Source organism: Roseomonas sp. CECT 9278 (assembly GCF_918698155.1).
GTDB lineage: Bacteria > Pseudomonadota > Alphaproteobacteria > Acetobacterales > Acetobacteraceae > Neoroseomonas.
Map to the genome: position 1 here is coordinate 35,388 of NZ_CAKKLX010000019.1, position 16,602 is coordinate 51,989.

Genomic DNA, 16,602 nt, shown 5'->3' on the forward strand with positions numbered 1-16,602 from the left:
GCAAGCCTTCAGGCAACGTCGGCAAGCTCCAGCACCGAAGGGTGGAACAGCGCCTCGGGCGGGATCGCCTGCGCCGCGAGCCCATCGGCCACGGCGTAGCGGATCATCGCCGCGATCTCCTCGCGATTGCGCGCGAAGCCATAGGGCCAGGGGTTGCCACCCATGGCGGCGATCTGCGCCTCGGCCTCGGCGGCGATCCAGGGCAGCGAGACGCGCAGCACGTTGACCAGCCGCAGTTCGGCGATGGAGGCGGCCTTGGCCGCGGCGAAGGCGCGGAACAGTTCGACCGGCAGCCACGGGTGGCGTTCCACCACGTCGCGCCGCACCGCGAGGCAATGCATGATCGGGAAGAAGCCGGTACTGCCGAACCAGGCCTGTTCCTCCGCGCGTGTGTCAGGCCACAGGCGGTCAACCGGCGCGGAACGCTCCAGGAAGCAGCGCGGCGGCCGCGGGCCGATCAGCGCATCGATCTCGCCGGCTTCCAGCGCCGCCTCCAGGTCACGGCCCAGCGGCTGCACGTCGAAGCCCGCGGGCAGCGTGATCGCCACCCGCTCGCCGCCGGTGCGCCAGGCGATGCCCTTCGTGTCCACGCCATAGTGCTCGCGCAGGAAGCCGCGCACCCAGAGCGCGGCCGTCTGCTGGTATTCCGGCAGGCCGATGGTGCGGCCAGCAAGGTCGGCGGCCGATCGGATGCCGCGGTCGGTGCGGATATAGACGGCGGAATGGCGGAAGGCGCGCGACAGGAACACCGGCACGCCGACATACGGGCTGTCGCCGCGCGCGGTGGTGACGATGTGGCTGCCCATCGACAGTTCCGACACCTCGAAGGCGCGGTCGCGCAGCGCGCGGCGGAAGATGTCCTCCGGCTCGCCGGGGATGAAGGTGATGTCGCAGCCATTCACGCGGAAGCGGCCGTCCATCAGCGGCCTGGTGCGGTCGGAGGCCGTGCAGGCAAGGGTCAGCGGGATCATGAGGCCGCGAGGTTCTCCGGCGTGAAGGGCATGGCGCGCGGACGGATGCCGAGCGCATCGTGGATGGCATTCGCGATGGCGGCGATGGTCGGCGCGAGCGACGCCTCCCCGGCCCCCAGCGGCTTCTCCTCGGGTCGCGCGATCAGCCGCGTCTCGACCTGCGGCACCTCGCTGAAGCGCAGGATCGGGTAGCTGTCCCAGTCGGTGCTGGTGACCATGCGGGCATCGAAGGCGACCGCCTCGTGCAGCGCCATCGACACGCCGTGGATGGCGCCGCCCTCATACTGGTTGGCCACGCCGTCGGGGTTGATGACCTCGCCGACATCGGCGGCGATCCACAGGCGGCGGCAGACCACGCGGTCCAGCGCCTCGACCTCCGCAGCCACCGCGCACAGCGCGCCGGTGTGCTTGTAGCGCGCGTAGGCCAGGCCCATGCCGAAGCCCTCGCGCCGCGCGCGTCCGCGCCAGCCGGCCATCCCGGCGGCCAGCGCCAGCACCTCCCGCGCGCGCGGGTCATCCAGGTGGCGCAGGCGGAAATCGAGCGCGTCCTCCCCGTTCAGCGCCGCCAGCCCGTCCATCACGGATTCGATGGCGAAGACATTCGCCGGCGCCCCCAGCCCGCGCAGCGCCGAGACGCGCAGCGGCATCCGCGCGATGTGCTTGACCCCGATGGTCAGCTTCGGGATGCGATAGGCCGGCACCGCGTTGCGCTGCGCCCCGCCGCCCGAGGCCAGCGGCGGGTTCATCGCATTCGGGATCTCGCGCGGCGGGTCCATGTATTCCACCGCCAGCAGGGTCGGCAGCGCGCCGCGCCCGGGGCGGGAGGAATGGCCGTGGCTGATCACCTCCTCGCGCCATTCGGCGATGCTGCCGGTGGCGTCCAGCGTGGCCTCGATGTCGACCAGCATGGCCGAGGACACCGGCCCCCAGCCGAGTTCCTCCGCCCGTGACCACAGCAGCCGCACCGGCCGCCCCGGTGCCGCGCGCGCCGCCAGCGCGGCATCCAGCGCCACATCGTCCGCGCCGTTGTGGCCGTAGCAGCCGGCACCCTCCATGTGACGGACCAGGATGTCGTCCTCCGCCATGGAGAGCGCCTTCGCGAGATCCGCGCGCAGGTTGTAGACGCCCTGCGAATGGGTCCAGACCTCCAGCGTCGTGCCCTGCCAGCGCGCAACGGCGCAACACGTGCCGATCGACGCATGCGTGACATAGGGGCGCGAGAAGCTCGCGCGCAGCGTCCTGGCCGGCGCGCCCGCGGGTTCGTCGCGCTCCAGCACCACGGCGCGGTCGCCGGGCGCGGCGCGCAGCCAGTCGGCCAGCGCGTGCTGCGGCGGCAGGGTGTCCTCGGCGTCCCAGCGGCAGCGCGCGGCGAGGTGCGTCGCGGCGCGCTCGGCAGCGTGCTCCGTCGCGGCGACCACCGCGAGGAAGGCGCCGTCGCGCGCGATGCCGGCGCCGCCAGGCAGCGCGTCGTCGGGCAGCGTGACCAGCCGCGCCCGGCGGGCCGGTGGACGCACCACGCGGGCATGCAGCATGCCCGGCAGGCGCAGGTCGTGCAGGAAGCGCGCCGCGCCGAACACCTTGTCCGGCAGGTCGATGCGCGCCGCCGAGGTGCCCGCCACGCGCCGCGCGCCCGGCGGCTTGGCGCGCACATCGGCCGGCGCCTCGCAGGCCAGCAGCGCGGCATCGGCCTGCGACCAGTAGGACGCGACAACGCGCCCATCCGGCGCCAGGAAGGCGCCGTCCTCGACCCGCAGCGCCTCGACCGGCACGCCGCTGCGCTGCGCCGCCACTTCCAGATGGATGGCGCGCGCCGCCGCCGCCGCATGGCGCAGCGCCATGCCGCTGTCCTGCACGGACAGGCTGCCCGAGGTCACCCCTTCATTCGGGCTGCCCGGCGTGCTGGCCGCGGAAACGCGCACGCGCGGCAGCGCGACATCCAGCTCCTCCGCGACGATCTGCGCCAGCGCGGTCAGGATGCCCTGGCCGAGCTCCACCTTCCCCGGCGTGACCGTGACATGCCCCTCCCGCGCGAAGGCCAGCCAGCGATCGAGCCGCGGGGTCGCCGCCAGGCTCCCCGGCAGCTTCCCCGGCGGCGCGGCGCGGCGGTCGAGGTCGCTCATGCGCGCATCTCCGCCGCCGCGCGCCGCACCGCGCGGACGATCCGGTTGTGGCTGCCGCAGCGGCACAGATGCGGGTCGAGCGCCGCGCGGATCGCCGCGTCGTCCGGGTCGGGATCGCGCGCCAGCAGCGCCACGGCCGCGACCAGGATGCCGGACAGGCAGAAGCCGCACTGCCCCGCCTGCTCGTGCAGGAATGCGCGCTGCAATGGATGCGGCGCGGCGGGCGTGCCAAGCCCTTCCACCGTCGTCACGCTGCGCCCCGCGACCGCTTGCGCCGGCAGGGTGCAGGCATGGGCCGGCGCGCCATCCACCAGCACCACGCAGGCGCCGCAGGCTTCCGCGCCGCAGCCCAGGCGCGGGCCGGACAGGCCGAGCTCCCCGCGCAGCACATGCAGCAGCGGCGCGCCGTCGTCGGCCACCGACACCGCCGCGCCGTTGAGCGTGAAGGCGACCATCAGTTCGCGGTGATGCGGGCGATGCGGATGCCCTCGGCCTGGCGGGCGATGTCCTCGCGCAGGAAGCGGTCGAAGGCCTCGACCGACATCGGGTTGACCAGCGCGCCGGCGCGGGTCTGCGCCTCGCGCGTCGCGGGCAGGCCCATGATGCGGTTGACCTCGGCGGCGATGCGTTCGCGGATCGGCAGCGGCGTCGCCGCCGGCGCCATCAGGCCGAGCCAGATGCTGGCCTCGTAGCCCGGCAGCACCTCGGCCACCGTCGGCGCATCCGGCAGCAGCGGGCTGCGCTGCGGGCCGGTGGTGGCCAGCGCCCGCACGCGCCCGCCGCGCGCCTGTTCGGCCATGGTGGGAATGGCGTCGAACATCATCGGCACCTGGCCGGCGATCAGCGCGGTGCGCGCCTCGTTCGACCCGCGGAAGGGGATGTGGGTCACCTGGATATCCGCCATGGCGCGGAAGATCTCGCCCGCCACGTGATAGGGCGTGCCGGGGCCGGAGGAAGCGTAGTCGAGCCGCCCGGGATTCGCCTTCGCATAGGCGATCAGTTCCGGCAGCGAGTTCACGCCGAGTGAGGGATGCACCACCAGCACGTGATGCGCCACGTTGATGAAGGCCACCGCGGACAGGTCGCGCATCAGCACATAGGGGCGGTTGGGCAGCAGCGTTTCGTTCGCCGTGTGCGTGTTCGACATCAGCAGCAGCGTGTGGCCATCCGGGGCGGCCTTGGCCACCGCATCGGCGCCGATGGTGCCGCCGGCGCCGGGGCGGTTCTCGATCACCACCGGCTGGCCGAAGGCCTGCTGCAAAGGTTCCTGGAGGAAGCGCCCGGCGACATCGGCCGACCCGCCAAGGCCGAAGGGCACCACGATGCGGATGGGGCGCGTGGGCCAGGCCTGCGCCGCGGCGCCGCGCCCGCCCGCCAGTGCTGCGGCGCCCAGCGCCAGCACCGTCCTGCGGTCCACCATGCTTCGTTCCTCCCGTTCGTGTCGCGCATTAGGGGCGGCGACGCGCCCCCACGCAAGGGTCACACCCAGTCGGGCACCGACATCGCCGCATAGGCGTCGCGCAGCGCGCGTTCCCAGCCTTCGCGCACCAGGCGGAAATACGGCTCGTCCTCGGTGATGCGCTTGCGAAGCGCCACGCGCTGCGTGCCCGCGCGCACCACCAGCAGGTCGAGCGGCATGCCGACCGTGAGGTTGGACCGCAGCGTGCCGTCCATGCTGATCAGCGCCAGCTTCACGCCATCGGCCAGCGAAATGCCGGGCGTCACGGCGCGATCGAGGATCGGCTTGCCGTATTTGTGCTCGCCGATCTGCAGGAACGACGTATCGGCGGTCGCCTCGACGAAATTGCCGGCCGCATAGACCATGTACAGCCGGTGGGGCTGCCCGGCGATCTGCCCGCCCAGCAGCAGCGCCACGTCGAAGCCGATGCCCTGCGCGCGCAGCGATGGGCCGTCGGCGTCGAACACCGCGCGCACCGCGGCGCCGACCAGCTGCGCGGCGCGGAACATGGTGGGCACGTCGCGCAGCGTGTGGCGTTCGCTGTCCAGCCACACGCCTTCCTGCAGGCGGTTCCACACGGCCTGGCTGATCGCCAAATTGCCCGAGGACAGCATGGCCAGCATGCGCTCGCCGGGCACTTCCTCGACATGCATCTTCGAGAAGGTGGAGATGTGGTCGACACCCGCATTGGTGCGCGTGTCCGACAGCAGGACCAGGCCTTCGTCCAGGAACAGCCCGACGCAATAGGTCATCGCGGCCTCGCGTTCAGGAATGCAGGTAGAAGCCCGCGATCTCGCGGCCAAGGTCGATGTTGCGGTCGATCTTGCGGGTCAGGAAGTCGTGCAGCCCGCCGGCCATGATGTCCTCGATGCGGGCGAAGCGCAGCCGGGCATGGACCTCGCCGGCCAGGCGGTGGCATTCGCCGCGCTTGCCGCCATGCGATGCCGCCAGCGCGTCCAGCGTTTCCTCGATGCGCGCATAGCAGGCGATCATCGACCGCGGCAGTTCCGGGCGCAGCAGCAGCAGTTCCGCGATCCGCCGCGGCTCGAGCCGCGCGTGATAGACCCATTGATAGGCGCGCAGCGCCGAGACCGAACGCAATATCGCCTGCCATTGCAGGTAGGCGACCGCGCCGCTTTCCTCGACATCGCCCAGCGCATGGTGGTGCACGTCCAGCACGCGCGCCGTGTTGTCGGCGCGTTCCAGCATGGTGCCCAGGCGCACGAAGCGCCAGGCCTCGTCACGCAGCATGGTGTCGGCATAGGCGCCGTTGAACAGCACCGTGCGCGACTTCACCCAGTCGAGGAAATCGGGCAGCCGGTCGGGCGTGAAGGTCTCGTCCGAGCACCGGCGCGCCTGCGACCAGGTCTCGTTCACCGCCTCCCACATGTCGACCGTCAGCGCGGTGCGCACGGCGCGCCCGTTGCGCCGCGCCGCCTCGATGCAGGACATGATCGACGACGGGTTCTCGGGATCGGCGGCCAAATAGCGGACCACGTTCTCCTGCGTCAGCGGGATGTCCTTGGCGATGAAGCCGGGCTCGCAGCCCGAGGCGATCAGCAGCGCGCGCCAGGCGCTGTCGCGCTGCGCCACCGCGCCGGTCAGCGACACCATCCGCAGCGCCACCTGCAAGCCGCGCGCATTGTTGCCCGCGCGCTCCACATAGCGGCCGAGCCAGTACAGGCTGGCGGCGGTGCTGCTCAGCATCCCGCACCCCCGTGGAACTGCGACTGGCCCTGCGACCCCGACCCTGACGGCGACTGGGACTGCGATTGCGTCTGCGACCGGCTGGGCGGCGCGATGTCGGCGGGGTCGTCCTCCAGCACCCAGGTATCCTTGGTGCCGCCGCCCTGCGAGGAATTCACCACCAGCGATCCCTCCCGCAGCGCCACGCGCGTCAGGCCGCCGGGCACCACGCGGACCTCCTTGCCCGACAGGATGAAGGGGCGCAGGTCGACATGGCGCGGCGCGATGCCCTTGTCGGTCAGCGTCGGCACGGTGGACAGCGCCAGGGTCGGCTGCGCGATGTATTCGGCCGGGCTGGCCTTGATGCGCCGGGCGAAGTCGGCGCGCTGTTCGGCGGTGCTGTGCGGGCCGACCAGCATGCCGTAGCCGCCCGACCCATGGGTCAGCTTCACCACCAGTTCGTGCAGGTGGTCCAGCACATAGGCGCGGTCGTCGGCGCGCTCGCACAGGAAGGTCGGCACATTGGCCAGCAGCGGTTCCTCGTTCAGGTAGAAGCGGATCATCTCCGGCACATAGGGATAGATCGCCTTGTCGTCGGCGATGCCGGCACCCGGCGCATTGGCCAGCGCGACATTGCCCGCCTTGTAGGCCGCCATCAGCCCCGGCACGCCGAGCACGCTTTCGGGCCGGAACACCCTGGGGTCCAGGTAGTCGTCGTCGATCCGGCGATAGATCACGTCGACGCGCCGCGGGCCGGTCGTGGTCCGCATGAAGACAACGTCGTCCTCGACGAACAGGTCGGGGCCTTCGACCACCTCCACGCCCATCTCGTCGGCCAGGAAGCAGTGTTCGTAATACGCGCTGTTGTAGGACCCCGGCGTCAGGATCGCGACGCGCGGGGTGCCGCGGCAGCCTTCCGGCGCCACCGATTTCAGCGTCTCGAGCAATTCCTCGGGGTAATGGCCGACCGAGGCGATGCGGTGCGTGGCGAAGATGCCGGGGAACAGGCGCAGCATCGCCTCGCGCCCCTCCAGCATGTAGGACACGCCCGAGGGCGTGCGGCAATTGTCCTCCAGCACCCAGAACTCGCTGGGGCTGGTGCGGACCACGTCGATGCCGGCGATGTGGGTATAGACGCCGCCGGGCGGGGTGAAGCCGGCCATCTCGGGGCGGAAGGCCTCGTTGTCGCGCACCAGCGCCGCGGGGATGCGCCCCGCCCGCAGGATCTCCTGCTTGCCGTACACATCCGCGAGGAAGCGGTTCAGCGCCGTGACCCGCTGCACCAGCCCGCGCGACAGCGCATCCCATTCGGCGCGCGCCAGGATGCGCGGAATGATGTCGAAGGGGATCAGCCGTTCGGGATCGCCGCCCTCGCCATAGACCGCGAAGGTGATGCCGATGCGCTTGAACAGCAGTTCGGCCTCGTGCCGGCGATGTTCCAGCGCGGCGCGCGGCGTGGCGGCGAGCCATCGCGCGATCTCGGCATAGGGGCCGCGGATCAGGCCGTCGGCCGACATTTCGTCGAAGGCAGGGGTGGTCATGGTCACCGGCGCGAGATCCTCCGATGCCCAGCCTTGCCGAGCCATGCCCCCGCGCGCAAGCCCGGCCTGCCCGATGAGGCCCCGAACGATCACCGTTCTGCCCAGCAAGCAGGCTGTCGCTGCCCCCCGATGGGCAGCACGGAGCATCGCGCCTATGGTCCGCGCCCCCTTGCCGGAGAGCCCGCATGCCCGACGCCACCACCGCCGCCGACGCCCTGGCCGCCGCCTTCGCCGCGGCCGGCACGAAGCGCATCTACGGTGTGCCGGGCGGTGGTTCGAGCCTCGACCTGATCGCCGCCGCCCGCGCGCGCGGCATCGATTTCGTGTTGGCGCGGCACGAGACCTCGGCGGTCATCATGGCGGCGAGCGAGGCGGAACTTGCGGGCACGCCGGGCGTCGCGCTGTGCACGCGCGGGCCTGGCGTGGGCAATGCGGCGAACGGCATGGCGCATGCCGCGCTCGACCGCGCGCCGGTGGTGCTGGTGGCGGACGGCTTCGCCCCCGCCGAACGCGCCTTCGCCACCCACCAGTATTTCGACCATGCCGCCATGCTGGCGCCGGTGACCAAGGTGCAGCTCGCGGTCGGCCAGATGGCGGCCGGCGACGCTGCGGTGCAGGCGATCGGCGCGGCCATGGCAGCCCCGCGCGGTGCGGCGCTGATCGAGCTGTCGGGCAGCGTGGCGCGCCAGCCGGCGGCGTTGCCCGCGGCGCAGCCCAGCGCCGCCCTGCCCGCCCCCGATGCCGCCGCCATCGCCGCCGCGCGCCGCGTGCTGGCGGCTGCCAGGCGCCCCGTCGTGATCGCCGGCCTGGAGGCCGTGACGGCCGCCGGACCGCTGCGCGCGCTGGTCGCAGCCCTCGGCTGCCCGGCGCTGGTCACCTACAAGGCGAAGGGCGTGGTGGCGGATGCCGATGTGCATTTCGCCGGCATCTTCACCTGCGGCGCGGCCGAAGGCCCGGTGCTGGATGGTGCCGATGCCGTCATCATGGTCGGCGCCGACCCGGTCGAATTCATCCCCAAGCCGTGGCGCTGGAACGTGCCGGTGATCGAGGTCGCGACCTCGGCCCGCACCCTGCCCTATGCCGCGCCGGCGGCGGCGCTGACCGGCGATGTCGCGGTGGCGCTGCGCGCGCTGGCCGAGGGCGCGGCCCGGTCGGACTGGCAGGCCGCGACCATCGCCGCGCTGCGCGCCGACTGGCTGCGCGCGCTGGCCAACGACCCGCGGCGCGGCAGCGGCATCGGCCCGCAGCGCCTGGTCGAGGTCACCCAGGCCGCCGCGCGCGCCGCCGGCTTCGACCCGCGCGTGGCGGTCGATGCCGGCGCGCACATGTTCCCCGCCACCACCTTCTGGCAGTGCGAACGCCCGGGCGACCTGCTGATCTCGAACGGCCTGGCGACCATGGGCTTCGCGGTGCCGGCGGCGATCGCGGCGGCGCTGCACGACCCCGCGCGCGGCGCGCTGGCCTTTACCGGCGATGGCGGGCTGCTGATGGGGCTCGGTGAATTGGCCACCGCCGCGGTGCTGGGCGTGAAGCTGGTGGTGGTGGCGTTCAACGACGCGACGCTGTCGCTGATCGACATCAAGAAGGATGCGCGCGACCTGCCGGCGGGCGCGCTGGGCTGGCCGCGCGCCGACCTGGCGGCGGCGATGCGCTCGATGGGCGGCATCGGGCTGACCGCGACCACCGAGGCCGAACTGGCCGCCGCGATGGCCGAGGCCTGCGCGGCGACCGGGCCCGTGCTGATCGACGTGGCGGTGGATCCCTCGGGCTATCCGGCACAGATCAAGGCGCTGCGGGGATAGCCGGCACCCGCGCGTGCCAGTCGGTCTCGCGCTGGTAGGCATCCGCTACCGCCAGCGCGCGGCCTTCCGCGAACGGCCGCGCGGCCAGTTGCAGCCCCATCGGCAGCCCGCGATCGTCGAAGCCGCAGGGCAGGCTGACGGTCGGGATGCCCAGGTAGTTGAACGGCCGCGTATTGGCCGAGATCGCCATGTGCCGCGCCCAATTCGCCGGGTCGGCATCGATGCTGGTCTCGGCCAGGGTGGGCACGCGCATCCGCAGCGTCGGTGTCGCGACGATGTGATGGCCGGCGAAGGCCTCCCGGCAGAATTGCCGCAGCAGCGCGCCGCGGCGCGACAGCGCCTCCAGGTAATGCGTGCCGGGAATGGCGTAGCCGCCATACAGCCGGCCCGACAGGTGGATGGCGTAGTCGCCCGGGTGCTCGCGCATCCAGTTGGCGTGGATGGTGGCACCCTCGACGCGGCTGACCACGGCGACATAGGCGCCGATGGCGCGCAACGAGGGGCAGGCGACATAGGTCACGGACGCGCCGCGCGCCTTCAGCACCTCCAGCGCCGCCTCGAAGCCGCGCACCACAACGTCGTCCGCGCCGTCGAAGAACCATTCGCGCGGCACCGCGACCGACACCCCGCGCAGGTCGCCGGTCAGCGCGGCCTCGTAGTCCGGCACCGCCTCGGGCGCGCTGGTGGGATCGCGCGGGTCGTGGCCGGAGATCACCGTCATCACCCGCGCCGCGTCGCGCGCGGTGCGCGTCAGCGGCCCGACATTGTCCATGGAAAAGGACAGCGGCATCACGCCGGTGCGCGGCACGCGGGTCTGCGTGCCCTTGATGCCGGTCACGCCGCAAATCGACGCCGGCAGGCGGATCGACCCGCCGGTGTCCGAGCCCAGCGCCGCGGCAAAGAAGCGCGCCGCCACACCCGCGCCCGAACCGGATGACGACCCGCCCGTGCAATACGGCAAGCCCCACGGATTGTGGCAGTCGCCGAAATGCGCGTTGTGGCCGGTCGGGTTCTGCGCGAACTCCGCCATGTTCAGCGTGCCCATGTCGATCGCGCCGGCGGCGTCCAGCCGATGCAGCACCGTCGCGGTGACGGCGGGCCTGAAGTCGCCGCGGATTTTCGACCCGCAGCTGCTCACGCGCCCGGCGCGGTAGTACATGTCCTTGTGCATCATCGGCACGCCTGCCAGCGGGCCCAGCGCCACGCCCCCGGCGCGCGCCTTGTCCTGCGCGCTGGCGGCTTCCAGCGCGGCCTCGCGATCAAGGCGGATCACGGCATTCACCTGCGCGTCATGCGCGTCGATGCGCGCGAGGGACGCGCGCACCAGGGCCTCGGCGCTGGCCTCGCCCTTCGCGAAGGCATCGGCGGCGTCCGTCACGGACAGCAGGGCGAGGTCGGTCACGCCTGCGGCTCCTGCTCGGCGCGCAGCGCGGCGTCGAAGGCGGGGGGTTCGTCCTCGAACAGCATGGTGCCGCGCAGCGCCTCGAACTCGGCGATCAGGGCGGGGAAATCCTCCAGGGCGCGCGCCCCGGCGGGGTTGGGGCAGTCCACGCCGGACCACAGGCGGATCGCCGCCATCATCTCGGGGGTCGGGTCGGTCGGCATGGGGCGGGTCCTCCGGCGCTGTCGGCGCGTCATCCTTGCGCCGCGACGATGGTTTGCAAACCCCGTGCCCCGGCAGCGATCCCGCGGCATGATCCGTTCGCAAGGCGCACGGCACCTGCACGCGCCACCGGCCGTCGCGAGCATTCCCGTCCGTCCCGCCGGCTCCGGCCGGATGGATGACGCGCCAGTGTCCCGATTCCGAAGTCCTGCCGGCTTCATCGTCGGCCCGCCAGCCATGGTTTTCAGTGGCCTGCTTGTCCGCCGCGTGCATGGCGAACCCCAAGCGCGCAGCGGGCAGGACACTAGCCAAGCCCCGCCGTGATCACCGCATCGGGCATGATCACCTGCACGACGCGCGGGCCGGCGGCTTCGGGCGCGACCATGCCGAAGGCGCCTTCGGGGAATTCCGCCTGGGCCAGGATGCGCCCGAAGACCGCCGGCCCGAACACATGGATGTGCCCGACCAGAAGCGCGTTGCTGCCCGCCGGCGGGGCCGTGCCCATCGCGCGGCGGGCCGAGGCGATCGCGCCCGGCACATCCTGCGTGTAGTCGTCCGCCACCAGGTCCATCGTGACATCCACCGCCGCGCCGCGCGCCATGATCGCGGCGGTATCGGCGGCGCGGAACACCGGGCTGGAGCAGATCGGGCGCAGCGGGATCGCCAGCCGCGCCATCGCCTCCGCCAGTGCGCGCGCCTGCGCCACGCCCGCCGCCGAGAGGTTGCGCTGCCCGGCGCGATCCCCCAGCCGCCCGGTATCCGCCTGGCTGCGGTCGGTGATGGCATGGCGCATGTACAGCACGAAGCCGCCGGCGCGCAGCGTGGCGACCCAGGCCGGCGTGCTGGCCAGCGCCGGCGCGGCCAGCAGCAGCGCGGGCAGCGCGCGTCGCGCGATCCTCATGCGATCTCCCGGATCAGCTTGGCGCGCATCGCACGCGCGAAATCGGCGCGCGTCTCGGCCGCGATGACGAAGGCGCCGGGGCCGCCGATCACGTCGTGTTCGTAGTGCCGGCGCAGCGGTTCGCCGAAGCGCGTGACGGGCGCGACCTCGATCGCCAGGCCATTCACCGTGATGCCGCGCGCCACCGCCGCGTCGCGCGCATCCGTCGCGGGCGTGAAGGACCGCATGTCCGGCCCGTCCCCGGCCACGTCGATCACCAGGTCCTCGCTGCGGAAGGGCGCGGCGGCGATCAGCGCGGTGCTGTGCGCGATGGCATCGCCGATCGCGTTGTAGGATTGGCGCGAGCGTGGCGCGGCGATGATGGCCTCGGCCAGCGCGCGGGCGGATGGCGCATCGCGCACCGCCATCCAGTCCACCGCCGTGACCGCGCCGCCCGGGCTGCCCCATTCCACCATGGCGATGCCGATCGCGCCGTTCGGCCGGGACGCGATGGCGGCGAGGATGGCGGGATGCGTGACGCTCTCCGCCAGCCCTTCGCGCTGCAGGCGGAATTCATCGGCGTCGATGGAGCCCGAGGCGTCCATCGCCAGCACCAGCAGCAGGTCCAGCGCCGGCGCGGCCTGTGCCGCGGCGGCACCGGGCGCCGCGGTCAGGGCCAGCACGCTGCGACGCCGCATCGCGGTTCCATCCATGCGCCAGGACATAGCGCGCGGCGCGGCGCCGGCAAGACGCACGCGGCGGCGGCATCGGCAGCCAGGTCGCGCGCCGAAAGCGCCCCGCCGGCCGCCGACGACGCCCTGACGATGCCGCGCAGCCGGCGCCATCGCAGCCGCGACGGCACGCCTCAATGCTGCCGCGCGCACCAGTCGCGCCACATCGCCCGCCACGCCGCCTCCAGCCCCCGCGCGAAACCGGCCGCATCGCGCAGCGGCGCCGGCGAGACACGCGCGCGCGCCGCCGCCAAGGCCGCCGGGTCGCGCCCCATCCGCACCGCCATGGCGACGTAGGAATCCACATCCGCGGCCACCCAATCCGCCATGCCGGTCTGCGCCAGCAGGGTCTCGGCGCTGCGGGTCATCATGCCGCCGCGCCCGCGCAGGCCCAGGGTCGGCACGCCGGCATGGATGGCCTCGACCGTCCCGGTGCAGCCGCCATAGGGAAACGGGTCGAGCATCAGGTCCAGATCGGCGAAGCGCGCATGGTGGTGCGTCGCCGGCAGGTGCCCTTCCAGGTCGAGCCGCGCCGCATCGCCACCCTGCGCGGCGAAGCGCGCGCGCAGCGCCGCCGCCGTCTCGGCCTCGCCCAGCGCGCGTGTCTTCACCAGGATGCGCGCGGTGGGCAGCGCGGCCAGGATGCGCGCCCAGGCCGCCAGCACCGAATCGTTGATCTTCGCCAGCCCGCCGAAGCAGCCGAAGGTGGCATGCCCGCGCGCGACCATCGGCGGCGGGCCGCCAGGCGCGCCCGGCAACGGCGCACCGTAGCACAGGTAGCAGCCCGGCAGGCGCATCACCCGCTCGGCGTAGAGCGGCTCGTCCTGCGGCGGCAGCACGGTCGGGTCGGCGATGATCCAGTCCATCGCGGCCAGCCCCGTGGTCTGCGGATAGCCGATCCAGGCCACCTGGACCGGCGCGGGCCGCCGGGCGAAGGCCGCGATGCGCGTGCCGCCGGTATGCCCCGACAGATCGACCAGGATGTCGATGCCATCCGCACGCACCGCCGCGGCCAGCGCCGCGTCATCCAGCGCGAGCACCTGGCGCCAGCCATCGAGATGCGCCCGCAGCCGCGCCGACACCGCATCCTCGGTGCCCTGGTTGGCATAGGCGAAGAGCGCGAAGCCGGCCTGGTCATGCGCGGCGACCACGCCGTCGAGAAACTGGCCGACCGGATGGGTGCGCAGATCGCCCGAGACGAAGCCGATGCGCAGCCGTCGGCCGGGATAGGCCGTATTCGCCGGCGGCGCCATGGCCGGGATGCGCGCGGCGATCCGCGCACCGAAGCGCCGGTGCTCCTCGGCGATCGCCGCCGGCGTGACCTCCGGCAGGTAGTTCAGCGCCAGAAGGCGATTGTGCCAGGCCGGCCAGCAGTCCGGATCGGCGTCGAGAGCGGCGCCGCAGGCGGCCGCGGCCTCCGCCGGGCGCCCGGACGCCATCAGCGCATGCGCAAGGTTGACCTGCACTTCCGTGCGCCCCGGCAGCAGCGCCGCGGCGGCGCGCAATTCGCCGATCGCCTCACTCGGACGGCCGCAGGCCATCAGCGCATTGCCGAGGTTGTTGTGCACGACGGCCTGGTCCGGCCCGCCGGGTGCCACGGCGCGCAGCAGCGCCACGACACGATCCGGGCGGTTCATCGTCCCGTGCAGGCCGGCCAGGCGGATGCGCAGCGGATCGGGATCGGGGCTGAGCGGTATGGCCGCCGCCAGCGCCTCGGCCGCCTCGGGCAGGCGGTTCAGCGCCTCGGCCGCATCAGCCCGCCCGAGCAGCGCGCGCAGGTAGTCCGGGCGCTGGCGCAGCGCCTCGGCATACTGCGCGAGCGCGGCCTCCGGCTGGCCCAGCAGGCGCAGCGCATGCGCGAGGTTGTTGCGCAGTTCCGGCGTATCGAGCCCCCCGGCGAGCGCCGCCTGGTAGCCGGCGACCGCCTCGCGGAACCGTCCCGCCGCGTGATGCGCAATGGCGTCCGCGACGGGCCCGTCAGCCGGCGATGGCATAGGCCGGGCGGCGCGGATCGGCGCCGGCGCGCACCAGGCCGGCCTTGGGGTCGGACAGCACCGCCTCGACGCAGCCGGCGAGCCAGGTGACGTCGTCCCAGGCCTTCACCTCGTGCCCGCGCGCGGCCAGGTCGTCGCGCACCGATTGCGGGATGCGGCCCTCCGCCGCCACGCGGCCGGGGAAATAGTCGAAGGGCGCGAAGGAGGACGGGAAGGCGTAGGAGGCGATGCGCGGCGCCTCGATCGCCTCCTGCAATTCCATGCCGAAGTGGAAGACGTTCAGCATCACCTGCAGCATGGCCTGGATCTGCACGTCGCCGCCGGGCGTGCCGAAGGGCATCACGCCGCCGTCTTCCGTGGCGACCATCGCCGGGTTGGGCGTCAGCCGCGGCCGCTTGCCCGGCGCGACGCCGGACGGGTGCGCCGGGTCCGGCCGCGACTGGCTGCCGCGATTGGACGGGATCAGCCCCAGCCCGGGCACCACCGGCGAATTCCACGACCCGTCCGACGGCGTGGCGCTGAACGCATTGCCCCAGCGATCCACCACCGCGACGTAGGACGTATCGGCCTCGACCTTCGGCAGGTCGGCGCGCACCGGGCCATCGGCCGGCGTGCCCATGCCCAGCAGCGGTTCGTACATCGACGGATGCGCGCGGTCCGGGTCGATCCGGCGCAGCCGCGCGTCGAGGTGTTCGGGCGACAGCAGCGCGTCCAGCGGCACCGTCGTGAACAGCGGATCACCAAAGTGGTATTCGCGGTCGGCCATCGCCGCCTTCACGCATTCGGTCAGCAGATGCAGGTAGTCGGCGGAATTATGCGCCATGCCGTCGAAGCCGGCGCGCTCCATCAACAGCAGCGCCTGCGCCAGCGCCGGCCCCTGGCACCAGGGGCCGCAGGTCAACAGCGTATGGCCGCGCCAGCGGCGCGCGACGGCGGGTTCCAGGCGGGACCGGAAGCCGGCCATATCCTCCATGGACAGGAAGCCGCCCTCGGCCTGGATGAAGCGGGTGATCTCGCGCGCGATGTCGCCGCGGTAGAAGGCGGCATGCGCGGCGGCGAGGCCCGCGAGGCGCCCGCCGGTCGCGCGCTTTTCCTCATCCACCATGTAGGTCAGCGTGCGCGCCAGGTCCGACTGCACGAAGCGCGTGCCGACCACCGGCGGTTCGCCGCCCGGCAGGAAGATCGCGGCATTGGAGGGCCAGCGGGCGTATTCGTCGCGATGCGCCGCCACCGTCTCGGCCAGCAGCGGATAGACGGCGTAGCCCTCCCCGGCATAGCGGATGGCGTATTGCGCGACATCGCCGAAGCCCATGGTGCCGTGGCGTTCCAGCGCGGTGATCCAGGCATCGGGCGCGGCCGGCACCACGGTGCGGCGCACGCCGTTCGGGATCTTCCCGCCATGTTCGCGCATGAAGATGTCGGGCGGCAGGGAGCGCGGCCAGTGGCCCAGGCCGGCGATGGTCTCGACCGTGCCATCCGCCAGGCGGATCATGATGGGCGCGACGCCCGCCACGTTCACCAGGTCCGGCAGCAGCACGCCCAGCGCCATGCCGGCCGCGCAGCCGGCGTCGATCGCGTTGCCGCCGGCCTCCAGCACCGCGATGGCGGCGGTCGAGGCCAGGTAATGCCCGGCCGAGACGCCATGGCGCGGGCCGGACAGCGTGGGGCGGGTGGCATACATGCGGCGGGGCTCCCGGGTCAGGCGGCGGAGGGTCGGCGCGCGGCGGCCATGCGTCAACAACATGCCGGCGGAACCTCGTCTTGGCGTGCTGCGGCGGAGCGCCGAGGATGCGGCGACGTCGAAGGGAACCCCGC

At 73.0% G+C, this 16,602-nt stretch carries 14 protein-coding genes; 1 reads left to right on the forward strand and 13 read right to left on the reverse strand.

Features of this window, described 5'->3' with window-relative positions; genetic code table 11:
• Positions 1–8 precede the first annotated feature (8 nt).
• From LQ222_RS13835 to LQ222_RS13865, 7 genes are read right to left on the reverse strand one after another with little or no spacing between them, the layout of a single operon-like run.
• Positions 9–971 carry an ABC transporter substrate-binding protein gene (locus LQ222_RS13835; RefSeq protein ID WP_230167221.1) on the reverse strand — a complete coding sequence of 321 codons (963 nt, stop codon included), beginning with the start codon at positions 969–971 and terminating at the stop codon, positions 9–11.
• The gene (locus LQ222_RS13840) at positions 968–3,091 is read right to left on the reverse strand and encodes a xanthine dehydrogenase family protein molybdopterin-binding subunit (RefSeq protein WP_230167222.1); all 2,124 of its coding nucleotides are present in this window, start codon (positions 3,089–3,091) and stop codon (positions 968–970) included. Before LQ222_RS13840 ends, LQ222_RS13835 begins: the two co-directional genes overlap by 4 nt.
• Positions 3,088–3,546 (reverse strand): (2Fe-2S)-binding protein, encoded by a 459-nt coding sequence (locus LQ222_RS13845; RefSeq protein WP_230167223.1) that lies wholly within the window; start codon positions 3,544–3,546, stop codon positions 3,088–3,090. The genes LQ222_RS13840 and LQ222_RS13845 overlap by 4 nt, the downstream gene beginning before the upstream one ends.
• On the reverse strand, positions 3,546–4,511 hold the full coding sequence (locus LQ222_RS13850) for a tripartite tricarboxylate transporter substrate binding protein (protein WP_230167225.1): 966 nt from the start codon (positions 4,509–4,511) through the stop codon (positions 3,546–3,548). Before LQ222_RS13850 ends, LQ222_RS13845 begins: the two co-directional genes overlap by 1 nt.
• 59 nt (positions 4,512–4,570) lie before the next feature.
• The gene (locus tag LQ222_RS13855; RefSeq protein ID WP_230167227.1) at positions 4,571–5,302 is read right to left on the reverse strand and encodes a peptidase; all 732 of its coding nucleotides are present in this window, start codon (positions 5,300–5,302) and stop codon (positions 4,571–4,573) included.
• 13 nt (positions 5,303–5,315) lie between these two features.
• Positions 5,316–6,257: an alpha-E domain-containing protein gene (locus LQ222_RS13860; protein WP_230167229.1), complete on the reverse strand. Its 942-nt coding sequence runs from the start codon at positions 6,255–6,257 to the stop codon at positions 5,316–5,318.
• Positions 6,251–7,777: a circularly permuted type 2 ATP-grasp protein gene (locus tag LQ222_RS13865; protein WP_230167324.1), complete on the reverse strand. Its 1,527-nt coding sequence runs from the start codon at positions 7,775–7,777 to the stop codon at positions 6,251–6,253. Before LQ222_RS13865 ends, LQ222_RS13860 begins: the two co-directional genes overlap by 7 nt.
• Positions 7,778–7,962: 185 nt before the next feature.
• Here LQ222_RS13865 and LQ222_RS13870 point away from each other — a divergent pair, with 185 nt between their 5' ends.
• Positions 7,963–9,579 carry a thiamine pyrophosphate-dependent enzyme gene (locus LQ222_RS13870; protein ID WP_230167230.1) on the forward strand — a complete coding sequence of 539 codons (1,617 nt, stop codon included), beginning with the start codon at positions 7,963–7,965 and terminating at the stop codon, positions 9,577–9,579.
• On the opposite strand, the gene LQ222_RS13875 is transcribed toward LQ222_RS13870, so the two are convergent.
• The 6 genes from LQ222_RS13875 to LQ222_RS13900 all read right to left on the reverse strand — a co-directional run bounded on the left by LQ222_RS13875 (position 9,560) and on the right by LQ222_RS13900 (position 16,468).
• Complete coding sequence (locus tag LQ222_RS13875; protein WP_230167232.1) at positions 9,560–10,981, reverse strand: amidase; 1,422 nt, start codon at positions 10,979–10,981, stop codon at positions 9,560–9,562. The two genes, LQ222_RS13870 and LQ222_RS13875, sit on opposite strands and share 20 nt — an antisense overlap.
• Positions 10,978–11,184: a hypothetical protein gene (locus LQ222_RS13880; RefSeq protein WP_230167234.1), complete on the reverse strand. Its 207-nt coding sequence runs from the start codon at positions 11,182–11,184 to the stop codon at positions 10,978–10,980. The genes LQ222_RS13875 and LQ222_RS13880 overlap by 4 nt, the downstream gene beginning before the upstream one ends.
• A 302-nt stretch (positions 11,185–11,486) precedes the next feature.
• The gene (locus LQ222_RS13885) at positions 11,487–12,083 is read right to left on the reverse strand and encodes a histidine phosphatase family protein (protein ID WP_230167236.1); all 597 of its coding nucleotides are present in this window, start codon (positions 12,081–12,083) and stop codon (positions 11,487–11,489) included.
• Entirely contained in the window at positions 12,080–12,760 is a 681-nt protein-coding gene (locus LQ222_RS13890; protein WP_230167237.1) for a DUF1194 domain-containing protein, read from the reverse strand. The genes LQ222_RS13885 and LQ222_RS13890 overlap by 4 nt, the downstream gene beginning before the upstream one ends.
• 167 nt (positions 12,761–12,927) lie before the next feature.
• Complete coding sequence (locus tag LQ222_RS13895) at positions 12,928–14,787, reverse strand: tetratricopeptide repeat protein (RefSeq protein ID WP_230167239.1); 1,860 nt, start codon at positions 14,785–14,787, stop codon at positions 12,928–12,930.
• Entirely contained in the window at positions 14,771–16,468 is a 1,698-nt protein-coding gene (locus tag LQ222_RS13900; protein ID WP_230167241.1) for a gamma-glutamyltransferase family protein, read from the reverse strand. The genes LQ222_RS13895 and LQ222_RS13900 overlap by 17 nt, the downstream gene beginning before the upstream one ends.
• Positions 16,469–16,602 lie beyond the last annotated feature (134 nt).